Annotated in this window: 17 protein-coding genes; 9 read left to right on the top strand and 8 right to left on the bottom strand. The window is 69.5% G+C overall.

The genetic code is table 11. The annotated features are described in order from the left end of the window. Positions 1 to 135 precede the first annotated feature (135 nt). Positions 136 to 615, top strand: a complete 480-nt coding sequence (locus ASD38_RS08315; protein ID WP_056441637.1) for a DUF3429 domain-containing protein — start codon at positions 136 to 138, stop codon at positions 613 to 615. A gap of 8 nt (positions 616 to 623) precedes the next feature. On the opposite strand, the gene ASD38_RS08310 is transcribed toward ASD38_RS08315, so the two are convergent. From ASD38_RS08310 to ASD38_RS08300, 3 genes are all read right to left on the bottom strand, one after another. After that, entirely contained in the window at positions 624 to 1,091 is a 468-nt protein-coding gene (locus tag ASD38_RS08310; RefSeq protein ID WP_056441634.1) for a hypothetical protein, read from the bottom strand. A 135-nt stretch (positions 1,092 to 1,226) separates the two neighbouring features. Then, a complete protein-coding gene (pdeM, locus tag ASD38_RS08305) occupies positions 1,227 to 1,931 on the bottom strand; it encodes a ligase-associated DNA damage response endonuclease PdeM (RefSeq protein ID WP_056442412.1) in 705 nt (234 codons plus the stop codon). A gap of 51 nt (positions 1,932 to 1,982) precedes the next feature. After that, positions 1,983 to 4,547, bottom strand: a complete 2,565-nt coding sequence (locus ASD38_RS08300) for a ligase-associated DNA damage response DEXH box helicase (RefSeq protein ID WP_056459224.1) — start codon at positions 4,545 to 4,547, stop codon at positions 1,983 to 1,985. Between the two features lie 129 nt (positions 4,548 to 4,676). Here ASD38_RS08300 and ASD38_RS08295 point away from each other — a divergent pair, with 129 nt between their 5' ends. The 6 genes from ASD38_RS08295 (at position 4,677) to ASD38_RS25095 (ending at position 10,899) form a co-directional block, all read left to right on the top strand. Next, entirely contained in the window at positions 4,677 to 5,630 is a 954-nt protein-coding gene (locus tag ASD38_RS08295; protein WP_056441629.1) for a tetratricopeptide repeat protein, read from the top strand. A gap of 108 nt (positions 5,631 to 5,738) precedes the next feature. After that, positions 5,739 to 6,470, top strand: coding sequence for a tetratricopeptide repeat protein (locus ASD38_RS08290; RefSeq protein ID WP_056459221.1), 732 nt, complete (start codon positions 5,739 to 5,741; stop codon positions 6,468 to 6,470). An 85-nt stretch (positions 6,471 to 6,555) separates the two neighbouring features. Then, positions 6,556 to 9,354 carry an ATP-dependent DNA helicase gene (locus ASD38_RS08285; protein WP_235523798.1) on the top strand — a complete coding sequence of 933 codons (2,799 nt, stop codon included), beginning with the start codon at positions 6,556 to 6,558 and terminating at the stop codon, positions 9,352 to 9,354. 66 nt (positions 9,355 to 9,420) lie between these two features. After that, entirely contained in the window at positions 9,421 to 9,906 is a 486-nt protein-coding gene (locus ASD38_RS08280; protein ID WP_235523810.1) for a hypothetical protein, read from the top strand. Between the two features lie 92 nt (positions 9,907 to 9,998). Then, positions 9,999 to 10,265 (top strand): helix-turn-helix domain-containing protein, encoded by a 267-nt coding sequence (locus ASD38_RS08275; protein ID WP_056441617.1) that lies wholly within the window; start codon positions 9,999 to 10,001, stop codon positions 10,263 to 10,265. 76 nt (positions 10,266 to 10,341) lie between these two features. Beyond that, positions 10,342 to 10,899, top strand: coding sequence for a sugar O-acetyltransferase (locus tag ASD38_RS25095; RefSeq protein WP_442856971.1), 558 nt, complete (start codon positions 10,342 to 10,344; stop codon positions 10,897 to 10,899). A 97-nt stretch (positions 10,900 to 10,996) separates the two neighbouring features. On the opposite strand, the gene ASD38_RS08265 is transcribed toward ASD38_RS25095, so the two are convergent. The 4 genes from ASD38_RS08265 to ASD38_RS08250 form a co-directional block, all read right to left on the bottom strand. Next, entirely contained in the window at positions 10,997 to 11,833 is an 837-nt protein-coding gene (locus tag ASD38_RS08265) for an AraC family transcriptional regulator (protein WP_056441614.1), read from the bottom strand. Between the two features lie 88 nt (positions 11,834 to 11,921). After that, positions 11,922 to 12,671 (bottom strand): exonuclease domain-containing protein, encoded by a 750-nt coding sequence (locus tag ASD38_RS08260; protein WP_056459215.1) that lies wholly within the window; start codon positions 12,669 to 12,671, stop codon positions 11,922 to 11,924. A 62-nt stretch (positions 12,672 to 12,733) separates the two neighbouring features. Beyond that, complete coding sequence (locus ASD38_RS08255; RefSeq protein WP_056441610.1) at positions 12,734 to 13,159, bottom strand: hypothetical protein; 426 nt, start codon at positions 13,157 to 13,159, stop codon at positions 12,734 to 12,736. Positions 13,160 to 13,243: 84 nt separating this feature from the next. Beyond that, positions 13,244 to 15,664, bottom strand: a complete 2,421-nt coding sequence (locus ASD38_RS08250; RefSeq protein ID WP_056459212.1) for an ATP-dependent helicase — start codon at positions 15,662 to 15,664, stop codon at positions 13,244 to 13,246. A gap of 135 nt (positions 15,665 to 15,799) precedes the next feature. Between ASD38_RS08250 and ASD38_RS08245 the strand changes: the two genes are divergently transcribed. Both ASD38_RS08245 and ASD38_RS08240 read left to right on the top strand, forming a co-directional pair. Continuing rightward, positions 15,800 to 16,000: a hypothetical protein gene (locus ASD38_RS08245; protein WP_056441605.1), complete on the top strand. Its 201-nt coding sequence runs from the start codon at positions 15,800 to 15,802 to the stop codon at positions 15,998 to 16,000. An 11-nt stretch (positions 16,001 to 16,011) separates the two neighbouring features. Beyond that, the gene (locus tag ASD38_RS08240; RefSeq protein ID WP_056441601.1) at positions 16,012 to 16,248 is read left to right on the top strand and encodes a hypothetical protein; all 237 of its coding nucleotides are present in this window, start codon (positions 16,012 to 16,014) and stop codon (positions 16,246 to 16,248) included. Here ASD38_RS08240 and ASD38_RS08235 read toward each other — a convergent pair. Then, positions 16,245 to 16,472: a ribbon-helix-helix domain-containing protein gene (locus ASD38_RS08235; RefSeq protein ID WP_056442407.1), complete on the bottom strand. Its 228-nt coding sequence runs from the start codon at positions 16,470 to 16,472 to the stop codon at positions 16,245 to 16,247. The genes ASD38_RS08240 and ASD38_RS08235 overlap by 4 nt on opposite strands. Between the last annotated feature and the right edge of the window lie 63 nt (positions 16,473 to 16,535).

Below are 16,535 nucleotides of genomic sequence, written 5' to 3'. Positions count from 1 at the left end.
CATACTGCGATGCTCGTCCACAGGCTGTGTCCTGTGGTCAAATATCGTTCGTGGACCTATGGGCTGACCTCGGTAATAGTCGGTCCCTTCCGGGGGGAAGGGCGCGCGTCGGAGCTCGCGCCCGAAGGAGTAGACATGGCGTTCGAAGCAGCAGCGGCCGATCACACGCAGGATCGCGTGCCGGTACCTCCGGCCGTATGGGTTTGCGGCCTGGCCACGTTGCTGCCCTTCGTCCTCTGCTCGGCGCTGTTCTGCTACGGCCCCATCGACATGCGCCAGGTCGCGCTGATCAGCCTGCTGGCCTATTCCAGCGCGATGATGTCGTATCTGGGCGGCGTGCGGTGCGGCCTCGAGATCGAGCGTCCCAACCCGCGCTGGCTGACCCTGGGCCTGTCCCTGTTGTTCCCCCTGGCCGGGTTCGGCCTACTGCTGGGCGGCCTGAAGTTCGAGCCCGCCTGGCAGCTTTCCGGCTTCCTGCTGGTCTTCATCCTGCAATGGCTGTGGGACGTGACCAACCATGACGGTCCCGCCTGGCGTCCGCGCCTGCGCACCCTGCTGACGTCCGGCGCGGCCATTTCGCTGGCCTTCGCTTTGGAACAGGCCCTCCACCTCTAGACGCGCCCCTATCGGGCCGTGGCCAGCTTTTCCGTCGCCGCCGCGTCCGTCGCCGCGGCCGTGGTGACATCGGCCGGAGGCGCGGCGATCACGACCACCGAGGCGGGCTCCGGGGCCTTGGGCGCGTTGATCAGCGGCGTTTCCTCGTTGAGCGGGTCGGACACGCAGGCCAGGGCGACCTGTTTGCTGAGCTTTTCTTCCTTGGCGCCCTGTTGCATGCCCAGGGCGGCCGAGGCCACCGTGCCGGCGAACGGCACCACGGCGTTGCCGCCCATGCTGAGGGCCTTGCTGACCAAGCCGGACTTCTCGTAGTCGATCGCCTTGGCGCGAATGGCCTTGCAGGCTTCGGTGTCGTATTTCGGGTCCTTGGCGTCGAGCTTGGCCACGGTCTTGACCGGGGCCTCGCCGGCCGCGGCGGCCAGCGGTGAAGCCGACAGGGCTAGAACGGCGCCGATGCCGATCAGGATCGGTCGCATAACGGTTCTCCTTACCAATGTCCCGGGGATCAAACGCCCGGGCGCGATGGGTGATCCGTCTGGAGCGTTTTCGAGCGAAGCCGCTTCCGGGTCGCGTGAAGAAAATTCGTCAAAACAAAGATCTAGGTCGCGTCACTAGTCCGGGCGCAGCGACTTCCAGCCGACCGCGTGCACCCGACGGGGGCCCAAGGCGGCCGCCAGGGCCGGGCCGCCGAACAGAGGCGCGAAAGCCTGGTCCAGGATGTTCAGTCCGCCGGTGAAGGCCCCGAAGGCCGGCAGGACCAGGCGGCTGCCGTCGGTGACGAAACAGCGCCGCCGCACGGTGGCCCGACCGCTGGTGACGCGGGCCGCCGGATGCAGGTGGCCGGCCACCTCGCCGGGCTGAGCGCCGGGCACGGGCTCGTGGCGGAAGGTCAGACCGGCGATCGCCGCCTCGTCGACCACGTCGCCGGGCAGGGCGCGGGGGCCGTCCTCGTCGTGATTGCCCACCGCCCAGACCAGTCGGCGACCCACGGCCAGGGCGGCGATCCGGGCCCGGTCTTCCTCCGGCAGCCGGTCCTCGCCGGCCCCGTCGTGGAAGCTGTCGCCCAGGAAGACCAGGGTCGCGGGCGACAGCGACGCCAGTTCGCGCTCCAGCCGGTCCAGGGTCTCGCGCGTGTCGTAGGGCGGCAGCATCTGGCCGAAGCGCGCGGCGTAGCTGCTGCCCTTCTCGAAGTGCAGGTCGGCCACGACCATGGTGCGCTCGGCTTCCAGCCACAGGGCTCCGGAGTGACGCAGCACGGCGCGCGCCCCCGCGATCTCGATCCGCAGGCCGCCGCAGTCGCCGATTTGGAACGCCAGACTGGTCACGTCGTGGATACTCTCACTAGGTTATCGCTCCGCGATCAGGCATCAAGCCATCGCCTCGGCGATCAGGTCTTCCTCGGCCTCGGCCAGGATCATTTCCCCGGCCGCGTCGCCCGGGGCGCGTTCGCGACCGATCTCCAGCATGATCGGCACGGCGAACGGCGAAACATGGTCCAGCGCCGCATGGCGGATGCGGCCGCCGCCGATCCGCGCCAGCAGGTCGCCCAGCCGCGCCACGTCCAGCGAGCCGGTCGCCGCGTCGGCCCGGGCGCAGCGCAGCAGCAGGTGGTCGGGCTGGTGGCGACGCAGGACGTCATAGATCAGGTCGGTCGAGAAGGTCACCTGGCGGCCGGATTTCTCCTGGCCCGGATGGCGGCGCTCGATCAGGCCCGAGATCAGGGCGCAGGCCTTGAAGGCCCGCTTCATCAGGAAGCTTTCGTCCAGCCACGCTTCCAGGTCGTCGCCCAGCATGTCCTGGGCGAACAGCTCGTCCAGATCTAGTCCGTCCATCGGCTTCAGCGCCCAGATGGCGACCGCGTAGTCGTTGGCCACGAAGCCCAACGGGCCGATGCCCAGCCGGTCCAGCCGCCGCGTCAACAGCATGGCCAGGGTGGTGTGGGCCAGGCGTCCCTCGAACGGATAGCAGACCAGATGGAAGCGTTTTCCGTGCGGGAAGGTCTCCAGCAGCATCTCGTCCTGCTCGGGCATGATCGAGCGGACCTTCTGATAGTTCAGCCACTCCTGGACGTCGGGGGGCAGGGCGGGCCATTCGCGCTCGTCGTGCATCATCGCCCGCACGCGGCCGGCCAGATAGGTCGACAACGGGAACTTCGACCCGCCCCAGCTGGGCATCATCGGGTCCTTGTCGGGCGCGGGGGTGACGAACGCGTCGGCCCCGACCAGGCTGTTGAACCGCCAGACCTGGCCGGCGAAGATGAAGGTGTCGCCGGGCTTCATGGCCTCGAAGAAGCCCTCCTCGGCCTCGCCGACCTTGCGCCCGCCCATGGGGCGTTTGCCGCCGCCTATACGGACATTGATCATGGCCGGCGATACGATGGCCCCGACGTTCATCCGGTGGGCCAGCACCGCCTGGGCGTTGCGCGCCCGCCATAGGCCGTCCTGGCCCGGCACGATGCGGCGGAACTTGTCGTAGGTGCGCAGCGCGTAGCCGCCGGTCGAGACGAAGTCGACGACGGTCTCGAAGTCCTCCCACGACAGGTCGGCATAGGGGCCGGACGTGCGGATCTCGTCATAGAGGTCGGTCAGGGCGAAGGGTTCGGAGCACGCGCAGCCCATGATGTGCTGGGCCAGGGTGTCCAGCGTGCCGGTGCGGGCCGGCTCGCCGTCCAGGTGGCCGCCCAGGATGGCGTCGGCGGCGGCGCGGCATTCCAGATATTCGAAGCGGTTGGCCGGAGCCAGGATGGCGCGCGAGGGCTCGTCCAGGCGGTGGTTGGCGCGGCCGATCCGCTGGACCATCCGCGAGGCGCCCTTGGGCGCGGCCAGCTGGATGACCAGGTCGACGTCGCCCCAGTCGATGCCCATGTCCAGGGTCGAGGTGCAGACCACGGCCCGGATCTCGCCGCGCGCCATGGCCGCCTCGACCTTGCGGCGTTGCTCGGCCGCCAGGCTGCCGTGGTGCAGGGCGATGGCCAAGCCGTCGTCGTTCAGCTTCCAGAGTTCCTGGAAGGCAAATTCCGCTTGAAAACGCGTGTTGACGAAGACCAGGGCGGTCTTGGCGCCTTTGATGATCTCGTAGATCTCGGCCATGGCATGCTGGGCCGTATGGCCCGCCCAGGGCACCTTGCCGCCGGACACCAGCACCTCGACGATCGGCTGCGCGCCGCCGGAACCCAGGACGAGGTCAACGGAATGCAGTTCCTCCCCCTGTGGGGGAGGTGTCGATCGAAGATCGACGGAGGGGGGAGTGGCTGGCTTATCAAGATTCCCCCCACCGACGCTTTGCGTCGCCTCCCCCACGGGGGGAGGGCCGTTCCAGCCCAGCCACCGCCGCACCAGGTCCGGATCGTCCACCGTCGCCGACAGCCCGACCCGCCGCAGGTTCGGCGCGAACAGCTGCAGCCGCGCCAGGCCCAGCGACAGCAGGTCGCCGCGCTTAGACGGCCAGATGGCGTGGGCCTCGTCGATGATGACGCAGGACAGGTCGGCGAAATAACCCCGCGCGCCCTCCCAGGCGCAGAACAGGGCCAGTTGCTCGGGCGTGGTCAGCAGGATGTCGGGCGGCCGCAGGCGCTGGCGCTGCTTGCGGGCCTCGCCGGTGTCGCCGGTGCGGCTCTCGGCGACGATGTTCAGGCCCATCTCGCGGATCGGCGTGGCCAGGTTGCGCTCGATGTCGACCGCCAGGGCCTTGAGCGGCGAGATGTAGAGGGTGTGGACGCCCGCCGGCGTGTTGCGCGGCGCGCGCTGCGCCAGCTCGATCAGGCTGGGCAGGAAGCCGGCCAGGGTCTTGCCGCCGCCCGTGGGCGCGATCAGCAGGGCGTCGCGGCCCAGCCGGCCCTTCTCGATCATGGCCAACTGATGCGGCCTGGGCGCCCAGCCGCGCGAGGCGAACCACTGCTCAAAGCGGGGAGGAAGGGCGGTCGCCTCGGCCATTGATCGGCCTATAGCATGTTCCCGTTCCGTTTCCATGCGTCAACCTGCCTACGTTCGGCGTTTTGACAAGGGTGGTACGCAAGTCCATCCCTAGGTTCTGATCGTTAGGGGCGTACGAAGATGGGACGGATGGCGACGAGCGGCCTGACGGGTCTGGTCCTGGCGGCGATGCTGGCGACGAGCGCGCCGGTCTTGGCGGCGCCCGTTGGGCAGGCCGAGCCCGCGCGAGCCGAGCTTCTGCGCCGCGCCAAGGCTGGCGACGTCAGCGTCTACGACCGTCTGGCGCAAAGCTATCTGACCGCCGAGGGCGACCAGCGGGACGTCGACGCCGCGGTGCGCTGGCTTAACGCGGGCGTCAGGGCCGGCGACACCGCCTGCATGATCGCCCTGGGCAATCTCTATTTCGCGGGCGACGACCTGGATCAGGACGAAGCCAAGGCGCTGTCGCTGTACAAGGCCGCCGCCGCCGAGGGCGACGCCCTGGGGGCCTACAACGCCGGGCTGGTCTACGAGACCACCGCCGACGATCTGACCCAGGCCGTGGGCTGGTATTGGCGGGCCGCGACCGGCGGCGACCAGGGCGGGATGTACAAGCTGGCCCTGGCCTATCAGCTGGGACTGGGCCTGCCCGCCGATGAGGCTCAGGCCGTGGCCTGGATGCGCAAGGCCGCCGCCGCCGGCTCGGTCGACGCGATCAACGATCTGGGCTCGTACTACCTGCAGGGCTACGGCGTGCCGGTCGACGAGGTCCAGGCGCTGCAGCTCTATGTGGACGCGGCCCAGCAAGGCTCGGCGGTGGCCATGGCCAATGTCGCCGCCGCCTATCACAACGGCGAAGGGGTCGCGGTCGATCTGCAAAAGGCCCTGAGCCTCTACGCCCTGTCGGCCAGCGCCGGCAACCTGACGGCCTATTACGAACTGGGCCAGATGTATGAGGACGGCGAGGGCGTGAAGGCCAGCCGCGCCAAGGCCGTGCAGCTGTACCGGATGGCCGCCGAGAGCGACGACGACGAGGTGGCCGAAATGGCCGAGGACGCCGTCGAGCGCCTCGAGGGCGGCTCCTCGGAAACCCCCATCGCTTGAAGTCCTTGAGCGTCGGATGGTGGGTTCATCTTGATCCCGCCGTCATAAACGGGACAGCTACGCGTTGGGGATTCCCGGGGGGCGACGTTGCATTGGATATTGGTTGCCTTGGCGTTGTACGCTGGTCAGGCGGAGCGTCCGGTCTCGCCGCCTGCGCAGAAGAGTGTTGATAAGGCGCTCAAGATCGACGCCATCGAGGCCTTGATCCCGCTGGCTGAGGCCGGCGATTCAAAGGCTATGACAAGCCTAGGCTTCGCCTACGGCAAAGGCCTGGGTGTTACGAGAAATCCCGACGAAGCGCTGCGTTGGCTGCGTGCGGCGGCCAATAAAGGGCCGACGGCCAACGGAGGAGCGACGGTGGCCATGTATAATCTCGGCCAGGCCTGTCGCCTGGGCGACGGCATGGCCAAGGACGTCCAGGAAGCGTTGCGCTGGTACGGCGAGGCGGCGATGTACGGCGAGCCCCACGCTATGTTCAACCTGGGTGTCATGGCTGAAGACGGCGAAGGGCGGCCCAAGAGCGATGAGGATGCGTTTTTCTGGTACGGTGAAGCCGCGGACAAGGGCCTTGTCGACGCCATGGTGAACCTCGGGACCATGATGGCGGCTGGTCGCGGCTTTTCCAACATTCCCGCCAGCATGCAGTCGGCAGCCAAGGCTCAGGCGCCGATCGCGGCGGCGCGCTGGTACCGGGCTGCGGCCGATAAGGGCAGTCCTGACGGCATGTTCAATCTCGCCGTGTTGTATGAGCATGGCCTGGGTGTGAAGAAGGACCCTGTCCAGGCCCGGCGTTGGTACGATGCGGCGCGCAAGGCCAGGGCCGCGTCGTCCAACCCCTGAACCAAAGCCCTGAACAACGGCGCGCGATTCCGTTCCTTTTGTGTTCCGGAAATGCTAGCGATCGCGGGTGACTGCTTCGCCGCCCATGCTCGATCTCGCCCCCGCCCTGGTGGTTCTGCCCGGCCCGCGCGCCGGCGTCGCCGACGGCTCGGGCGAGGGCCGGGTCATGCGCACGCCCGACGCCCGCGACCTGTTCGAATATGGGCCGGTGCTGGTGGCCCACGCCGCGATGACCGCCAAGCGGCTGAACCTGCAGGCCCCGGCTCGCGGGCGCGGCGTGTTCGACGTGCTGGAGCTCTACGCCTTCACCCGGCCGGCCACCTTCTGCGCGCCGTCGGCCGTGGGGCTGGCCACGGCGCTGGGCCTGCCCGAGCCCAAGGGCGCGGCCGCCCAGGCCCAGACCCTACGCGACGCCGCCGCCGCCCTGCTGCACGAACTGGCCCTGACGCCCCGGCCGTCGCGCGAGGAGGCCCTGGCCGTCGCCGAGACCCTGGCCCGGGCCGGCTGGGCCTGGGGACCGGCGGTGGTCGGCGCCCTGCGTTCCGCGCCGTTCGGCAATCAGTTCCGCAGCTCCGGCCTGGACGTCTGGGCCCGCGCCACGGAGTGGGAGGACCAGGCGCCGCCCGGCGAGCCCGGTTCGCGTCCCGTCGATCCGGAACGGGCCAGTGAACGGCTGCGCGAACTGCTGCACCGTTCGGGCCTGGACGAGGTGCGCGAGGCCCAGGACACCTTCGCCCGCGAGGCCGCCTACGCCTTCGCCCCCCGCGAGCGCGAGGGCGAGCCGCAGATGATGCTGGCCGAGGCCGGCACCGGGGTCGGCAAGACCCTGGGCTATCTGGCCCCGGCCTCGCTGTGGGCCGAGGCCAACGGCCCTTCGGTGTGGATCAGCACCTACACCCGCGCCCTGCAGCGGCAGATCGAGCGCGAGAGCCACGCGATCTATCCCGACCCGCTGGTCCGGGCCCGCAAGGCGGTGGTCCGCAAGGGCCGCGAGAACTACATCTGCCTGCTGAACTTTCAGGAGCAGGTCAACACCGCCCAGCTGGGCAACGGCGATCTGATCGGCCTGGCGCTGGCGGCCCGCTGGGCCCGCGTCAGCCGCGACGGCGACATGACCGGCGGCGACTTCCCGGCCTGGCTGCCGACCCTGTTCGCCATCGCGCCCTCGGTCCAGGCCGGGCCGGCCAACCTGGTCGACCGGCGCGGCGAGTGCATCCACGCCGGCTGCCAGCACTATCGCGTCTGCTTCATCGAAAAGGCCGTGCGGGCCTCCAAGCGGGCCGACATCGTCATCGCCAACCACGCCCTGGTGCTGAGCCAGGCCGCCTTCGACGGGGCGCGGGCGGCGCGCGGCCTGAAGGGCGACAACGAGACCACCTCGCTCAAGCGCATCGTCTTCGACGAGGGCCACCATCTGTTCGACGCCGCCGACAGCGCCTTTTCGGCGGCGCTCTCGGGCGCGGAGGCGGCCGAGCTGCGGCGCTGGTTGCGCGGGCCCGAGGGGCGCGGCCGGCGGGGCAGGGGGCTGGAAGCCCGTCTGCTGGACATCATCGGAGAGCGCGAGGGGGCCCGCGCGGCCCTGAACGCCGCGCTTCAGGCCGCCGCCGCCTTGCCGGGCGAGGGCTGGTCGGGCCGCATCGCGCCGCCGGACGGCCAGGTCAATCCGATCGGCCCTATTGAAACATACTTGGTCTCGGTGATTGAACAGCTGCGGGCTCGAGTCACCGACCGTCCCGGCGCGGCCGAGCAGGGGCTGCAATGCGCCGCCCGTCCGGCCATCGACCTGGTCCGCGAACGGGCCGGCGAGGCTTCCCGGGCCCTGGCCGCCATCGAGGCCCCGCTGCTGGCCCTGGCCCGCCACCTGGAAGACGTGCTGGACGAGGAGACCGACACCCTGCCGACCTCGGAGCGCGCGCGGATCGAGGGCGCGCTGCGCGGCCTGGACCGCCGGGCCCGCATGACCCTGCCGGCTTGGCGCTCGATCCTGAAGGCCATCGACGAGGACGCGGAAGACGACCCGGAGTTCGTCGACTGGTTCGAGGCGACCTTCCTCTACGGCCGTGTCGTCGACGCCGCCTGCCGCCGCCATTGGGTGGACCCGACCGAACCGCTGCGCGCCGCGGTGCTGAGCCCCGCCCATGGCGTGCTGGTGACCAGCGCCACCCTGACCGACCCGGCTCTGGAAGACCCCTTCGCCCTGGCGGAGATGCGCACCGGCGCCGCGCGCCTGCCGCAGTCGCCCAAGGTGCTGCGCCTGGTCTCGCCGTTCGACTACGCGAAGAACACCCGCGCTTTCGTGGTCACCGACGTCGGCAAGGACGATCCGCGCCAAGTCTCGGCGGCGATGCGCGAGCTGTTCCTGGCGGCCGGCGGCGGCGGGCTGGGCCTGTTCACCGCCATCCGAAGGCTGAAGGCCGTGCATGAACGGATCGCCGCGCCCCTGGCCGACCAGGGCCTGGCGCTCTACGCCCAGCACGTCGATCCGCTGGAGGCCGGGGCCCTGGTCGACATCTTCCGGGCCGAGGAGGACGCGTGCCTGCTAGGCACAGACGCGATCCGCGACGGCATCGACGTGCCGGGCCGGTCCCTGCGCCTGCTGGTCTTCGACCGCGTGCCGTGGCCGCGTCCCGACGTGCTGCACAAGGCCCGCCGCGCGAGATTTGGCGGCAAGGGGTATGATGACAGCACCGCGCGCGCCCGCATCAGCCAGGCCTTCGGCCGCCTGATCCGCCGGGCCGACGACCGCGGGGTGTTCGTGATGCTGGACGCCGCCGCCCCGACCCGCCTGTTCTCCAGCTTGCCCGAGGGCGTGACGATCGAGCGCGTGGGCCTGGTCGAGGCGATCGAGGCCACCGCCGCATTTTTGTCGGAAGACCGTTCTTAATCAGCGCGATATCTGGTTTTCATAGACCGTCTGAAAGGGACGCGTCGCTCGGGAATGTCTCCGTTGGTGTTGTTTCGAGGTTGGACGGCCCTGGCGGCCGTGGTGTTTCTGGGGATCGCGCCGGCTGCTCGGGCGGGCGAGTTCGTGCGCGCCGATTGCCAGTTCCTGATCAAGCCGACCGACGCCATCCGCTTCGACACCGACGAGCATCTGCGCTGGTACAAGCGGTTCTGGACCGGGACCTGCGATCGCCTGTCGTTCTGCTTCCCGGGCTCGCCCAACTGGAACGACATCGTCGGCAAGCTGCTGGTCAAGGGCGGGCCGACCGAGCAGCCGACCCTGCTGCCCAAGGCCTGCCGCCTGGGTCAGCTGATCGGCCTGGAGTGGGCCAGGGACAAGGGCGTCCAGAAGATCAGCACCAAGGATCTGAAGCTGTTCAACGGCATGCTCGAGGCGGCCGGCGATCCGCTGAAGGGCGTTGAGGCCGTCGAGACGAGGGCCCGGGCCATGACCGGCCTGCCGGCGAGAACGCCGGCGCCCAAAAAGCCCTGATAGAGTCGCTCATCCGACGCAATGGCGTCGAATTCCTGCAACGGAACGCGCCTACACACCTCGCCCAAGGGGGGAAGTGCCAGGAGCGTTAGATGACCAGATCCCAGATCACCGCCGACATGGCCGTCGACGAACAGGCCGACCCCGGCCACGTTCGGTCGGCCCGGGCCCTGGTGCAGGGCGTGCGGTGGCGCAGCGGCCTGTCGCAGGACGAGTTCGCGCGGGCCTTCTGCATCCCCCTGGCCCAGTTGGCGGCCCTGGAGCTGGGTCAGGCCCGGCCCGACGCGGCCCTGACGGCCTATCTGCGGGTCATCGACCATGCGCCGGACGTGGTGCGCGAGGCGCTGGAGCGCTTCTAGGGCGTCCCAGCCGCACGGGATTTGTCGTCGGGTCCGCCGTCTGGCATGGAGGAGGCGAGTAGGGAGCTTTCGCCTCGTGACCGACATTCGCACCCAGAAGCAGCGCATGCTGGCCGGCGATCTCTACAGCCCCATCGATCCTGAGATCATGGCCGACCACGAGGCGGCGGTGGCCTGGATGGGCCGCTACAACGCCCTGGATCTGCCGCCGTCGGAGCGCCACGCCCTGCTGCGCGAACTGCTGGCGCAGGTCGGCGACCGCGTCAGCATCCGGCCGCCGTTCCACTGCGACTACGGCTACAACATCTCGATCGGCGAGGGGGTGTTCCTCAACTTCAACTGCGTGATCCTGGACGTCACCCAGGTGACCATCGGCGCGGCCACGACGATCGGGCCGCATGTCCAGATCTACACCGCCGAGCATCCACGCGACCCGGTCGAGCGTCGCACGGGCATCGAATATTCCCGGCCTGTGGTGATCGGCGAGAACGTCTGGATCGGCGGCGGTTCGATCATTCTGCCCGGCGTGACGGTCGGCGACGACGCCATCATCGGGGCCGGCAGCGTGGTCACCCGCGACGTGCCCAAGGGCGCGACGGTGGTGGGCAATCCGGCGCGGGTCCGGGGCAAGTAGTTCACCGGGAGAAGTAGGGGACACACACCCACCCGAAAGCATCGCCAGACTTTCGCTGGCCTTGCCGTGGGTGTGTGTCCCCAAAGTCAGCCGAGGCCTACTTCGCCTTCACCGGAATCCACGCCTCCAGCCCGCCCTCGCCGGTGCGCGGATCGAACTCCGGTCCATAGCGCTCGAAGAACGGTGCGTCGGCCGGCTCGTAGTCCGACTCCGGCAGCCACTGCGTGTAGATGGTGTGCATGGTCCGGCGGATGGTCGAGACGTGCCCGGCGTGGTGGAACACCGCGTAGAGCTGGGCTGGGATCCGCACCGACACGAAGCCCTCGGGCAGGTCGGAGAAGTCGGCCACCTCGACGCCGCTGACATAGTCGAAATTGCCCAGGTCGTCGCCGTTCAGCACGACGCCGTAGGCCACGTTCCCGAGCTCGCCCGGGATGTGGCCGATATGCTCGCCGAAGCGCTGCCACTGGGCGGGGATGCCGCCGGGGCCCTCGCAGCCGTAGCGGCCGGTCAGGCCGGCGATCAGCAGGGCGCGGCCCTGTTCGAGGCGCGGCGGGGGAAGGTCGGTTCGAAGGCTTGTGTCCAGCACGATGGGCTCCACGAGCTGCAGGGTTTCCAGGTCGCGCGCCGCGCGCACCTGCTCGGGGGTGATCCCGAACTGGTCGCCGAACGCGCGGGTGAACGCCTCGTGCGAGCCGTAGCCGGCCTCCAGGGCCACCGACAGGATGTCGGGAGCCCCTTGCGCCAACCGCCGCGCGGCCTCCGTCAGCCGTCGCGCCCGCAGATAGCCGATCACCGGACGGCCGGTGGCGACCACGAAGGCGCGGGACATGTGGAAGCGCGAGACCCCGCCGCTTTGAGCGATCTCGTCCAGGTCCAGAGGCTGGGCGGAATGGCTCTCGATGAACCAGATAGCTTGCTCGACGGGGTTCATGAACGGGTCTCGTGACGAAGCGAGCGGAAGAGATAGCGCGTCGGTCCGGGCGGCATTTGATCGGGATTGCGGCGGCCGTCGCAAGCCGTCAGAGCAGGGTCCGCTGCGCCGGCTCCGCCGCTTCGGCCGGGGGCGCTTCGCCTCGACGGCGCAGCTCGGTCTCGGCGCTGAAGCGGAGGTTCGGGTCGCGGTCCTGGGCCAGCGCCTGCAGCACGTCGGCGGCGAGACGATCCCAGGGCTTGCCGCGCTCGGGACCAGTCGGCACGCGCGGCAGCAGGCCCGGCTCGCGGCTCCAGGCCAGGAGTTGCTCCAACGAGGCCTGATTGAGCATGTCGCGCAGATGGTGGGCCGTGACATAGGCGTCCGGCAGGGCTCGGTGCGCCGGCAGGCCCAGCTCTCGGATCAGCCCCTCGGGCATGCGCTGATAGCGCAGCATCTGGTTGGAGAAGCTGGTCAGGTGCGGCCATAGCCGCAGGGCGCATTTCCAGGTGCAGATCCAGGGGGCGCCGCCCGTGAACCTTGGCGTGCAGTATCGCTGCTCGAAAGCCGCGCGGTGGGCGGCCAGCGCCCGGATTTCGCCTTCGGGCTTCAGGACGTCGGCCGCGACATCCTTCCAGAACGGCGCGCCGGCGACGTCGGCGTCGATGATGTGGTGGACCGCCATCGTCTCGGGCGTGATCGGGCGACCGGGATTGACCAGTCGCGATCCGCGCTCCTCATCGACGCGCCAGCGGCCGTTCGAGCCCAGGGTGACGTCCTGCCAGCCGATCTCACAGACGTCGTGCGGACCGTTTCCGGCGGTCTCCAGATCGACGACGCGGACACGGGGAGTGAGCATCAGCTGAATATGGGGGCGGTGGCGCTCGATCCAACGTGCGATTCGACCCGGCGATCAGACCGTCAGCGCGCGCGGGGAGCCGGCGGCAGGCGGAACAGCCAGCCGGCGATCGGACGCCCGGGGATCTCGTGCTTCATCCAGATGCGGGCACCGCCGTCGAACACCGTGAAGCTGTTGTTGCCCAGGCTGGGTCCGAAGTTCAGGACGCCCGTCGTTCCGTCGGCGTTGGAGGTGCAGGTCACCCCGGCATAGGGGCTCTGGACCGCCGCCGTGCTGGCGGGATCATAGCCGATCACGCCGCGCCCGGCGCCCACGCCGCTGGCGTCGAACGTCAGGCTGGAGCCGGCGAAGGCGTCCGGATAGGCGTCGAACTTGCCGCGCATGATCCCGGCATAGGTGGCGTTCTTCAGGGTGTCGCAGGCCGCGGCGTGGGCCGCGCAGGGCAACAGGAGAGCGACCGCGGTCGCGATCAGGGCGGCGGATTTCAAGGCGAGTCCTCCAGGGGTTTTCGACCTCTGGTGACGCTCGGCCCTCTCTCCAGCCCCGTCAATCAGCCGGATTCCGGTCTCGCCTCAGGCCTTTTCCACGAAGCTGTCGATCACCTTCTTGTCGCCGGCCTTGTCGAACGACACCGACAGCTTGTTGCCCTCGACGCCGGTGACCTTGCCGTAGCCGAACTTGACGTGGAACACCCGGTCGCCGCGCGTATAGGCGCTGGCCGCCGAACTGGCCGAAACCGCCACCAGCCGGCCTTCGCCCTCGATCGGGGCCGAGCGCGCGGCCGAGCCGCCGCTGCGCCAGCTCGCGCCGCGCTCGCCGAAACCGGAGGCGCGCTCCTGGGCCCGCTTCCAGCCGGGACTGTCATAGCTGCCGGCGGTGAAGGTGCTGGTCCCCGGGTCGTCCCAGCGCGACGACACGGTCTGTTGCATGCCCGGCCCGCCGCCGTAATAGCCGGTCTCCGAGGCCGCATCGACGTGGGCCAGGGGCAGTTCATCGACGAACCGCGACGGCAGCTGGCTGGTCCAGCGGCCATAGACCTGGCGGTTGGCCACGAAGCTGATCCGGGCCTCCTCGCGGGCCCGGGTGATGCCGACATAGGCCAGGCGGCGCTCTTCCTCCAGGCCCTTCTCGCCCTTGTCGTCCATGCTGCGCTGGCTGGGGAACACGCCTTCCTCCCAGCCGGGCAGGAAGACCAGCGGGAACTCCAGCCCCTTGGCCGAGTGCAGGGTCATGATCCACACCGCGTCGTCGCCGGCGCCCTTGTCCAGGTCCATGACCAGCGACACGTGCTCCAGATAACCTTCGAGCGTGTCGAAGGCGCTCATCGACTGGACCAGCTCCTTCAGGTTCTCCAGCCGCGTCTGGCTGGTCGGACCCTTGTCCAGGCGCAGGGCGTCGGTGTAGCCGCTCTCCTCCAGCACCGCCTCCATCACCCGCTGGTGCGGGGTGTTGGCGGCCAGGGCCCGCCAGCGGTCCAGGTCGCGCAGGAAGTTGCTGAGCGCCGTGCGCGTGCGGGCCGGCAGGTCGTCGCTTCCGATGATCACCCGGGCGGCGTCGACCGTGGAGATCCCTTCCAGCCGGGCGATCTGCAGCAGCTTCTGCACCGAGGTGTCGCCGACGCCGCGCTTGGGCGTGTTGACGATCCGCTCGAAGGCCAGGTCGTCGTCCGGCGACTGGATCAGGCGCAGATAGGCGTGGGCGTCGCGGATCTCGGCGCGCTCGAAGAACCGCGGGCCGCCGACCACCTTGTAGGGGATCTGCAGCATCACGAACCGCTCTTCGAAGGCCCGCATCTGGAACGAGGCGCGCACCAGTATGGCCATGTGACTGTACTTGCGGCCCGCCCGCTTGGCCTTCTCGATCTCGTCGGCGACCATCCGGCTCTCGGCCTCGCCGTCCCAGACGCCGCTGACCTTGACCTTCTCGCCGCCCGAGGCCTCGGTCCACAGGGTCTTGCCCAACCGGCTCTTGTTGGCGTCGATCAGGCCCGAGGCGGCGGCCAGGATGTGCTCGGTGGAGCGGTAGTTGCGCTCCAGCTTGATCACCTTGGCGCCGGGGAAGTCGCGCTCGAAGCGCAGGATGTTGTCGACCTCGGCCCCCCGCCAGCCATAGATCGACTGGTCGTCGTCGCCCACGCAGCAGACGTTCTGGCGGCCCTGGGCCAGCAGCCGCAGCCACAGGTACTGGGCGACGTTGGTGTCCTGGTACTCGTCGACCATCACGTACTGGAAGCGCCGCTGGAATTCGGCCAGCACGTCCGGATTGGCCGTGAAGATGGTGATGTTGTGCAGCAGCAGGTCGCCGAAGTCGCAGGCGTTCAGGATGCGCAGCCGCTCCTGGTACTGGCGATAGAGGGTGATCCCCCGGCCGTTGGCGAACTCGCCGGCCTCGCTTTGCGGCACGCGGTCGGGCGTCCAGCCGCGGTTCTTCCAGGTGTCGATCAGCCCGGCCAGGGCGCGCGGCGTCCAGCGCTTGGCGTCGATGTCGGCGGCCTCGATCAGCTGCTTGAGCAGCCGTTCCTGGTCGTCGGTGTCGATGATCGTGTAGCTGGATTTCAGTCCCACCAGCTCGGCGTGGCGGCGCAGGATCTGGGCGGCCACCGAGTGGAAGGTGCCCAGCCAGCGCAGGCCCTCGGCCTCGTCGCCGATGATGTGGGTGATCCGCTCGCGCATCTCGCGGGCGGCCTTGTTGGTGAAGGTGACGACCAGCAGCTCCCACGGCCGGGCGCGGCCGGTGGCCAGGATGTGGGCCAGGCGGGTGGTCAGCACCCGGGTCTTGCCGGTGCCGGCGCCGGCCAGCACCAGCACGGGACCCTCGGTCGCCTCGACGGCGGCGCGCTGTTCGGGGTTCAGCCCCTCCAGATAGTTCGGCGTGGGACCGCCGCCGTCCGGTCCGCGCGGGCGGGCCAGGTCGGAGATGCGCGGAGCGGGGAGATCACCGGGGAAGTCGCCGGGGATGCCGGGGAACTTGGACGAGTCGAAGCCTTGAGACATGGAACATATGTAGCACAAAGTTCGTCCGGCTTAAGCCCTCGCGCCCATCCGCCGCGCCGGCGTCGCGCTTCCCGCCGGAACCTCGACCTCCACCTCCCGTTTGTTCGGCGGGGATGGAAATCACAGGAGACGAAAGTGGCTGAAGAAACCAATACGAGCGGCGGCGGCGGGACCGGCATGGCGTTCATCATCGGCGCCCTAGTGGTGGTCGTGGCGGTGATCGCTTACTTCGTCTTCACCGGCGGCGTGAGCCACAAGAAGACCGTCGACGTCAATGTTTCCGCGCCGCAGCTCGACGCGCCCAAGGTTCCGGACGCGCCCAAGCCGGCCGGCTAGGGGAGGGCGCCATGGCGCGTCGCGACGACATCCGGCCCCAGCATCTGGGCGTGGCCGGTCTGACGTTGCTGGGGGTGCTGCTGCTGATCGCCGCCCTGGTGATCGGCGGCTGGCGCTCCGGCCTGCTGACCGTGCGGACGGCCGATCTGTCGATGCAGATGCCGAAGGCGCCGGCCCTGCCTCGGCGAACGCCCATCCCGGAGCCTATTCCGCTGCCCAAGCCCGGTCCGGGCGTGGCGCAGAGCTAGACCGTTCCGCCCTCGCCGGCCTGGGCATGCAGCAGGGCGAACACCCGGCAGGCCGAGGCCAGCGGGCGCTCGCCGCGCCCGGCGTCTATGCGCTGGATCAGGCCGGCGACGCTGATCTTGTCCGCGCTGGCCGCCGCCTGCAGCACGGTCCAGAACTCGGGCTCCAGGGCCAGAGAGGTCGCGTGGCCGGCCAGGTTGATCGAACGCTTCTTCAGACTGCCCATCATGCCCATCCCCTGTTGCTGTCTGATCACGTCGCAGATCGGGGGTCGCTGAACCCTCTTGAA

Source organism: Caulobacter sp. Root487D2Y, from assembly GCF_001427165.1.
Lineage (GTDB): Bacteria > Pseudomonadota > Alphaproteobacteria > Caulobacterales > Caulobacteraceae > Caulobacter.
The sequence above is the reverse complement of the archived record's forward strand: the minus strand, read 5'-3'. Positions and strand labels throughout refer to the sequence as shown.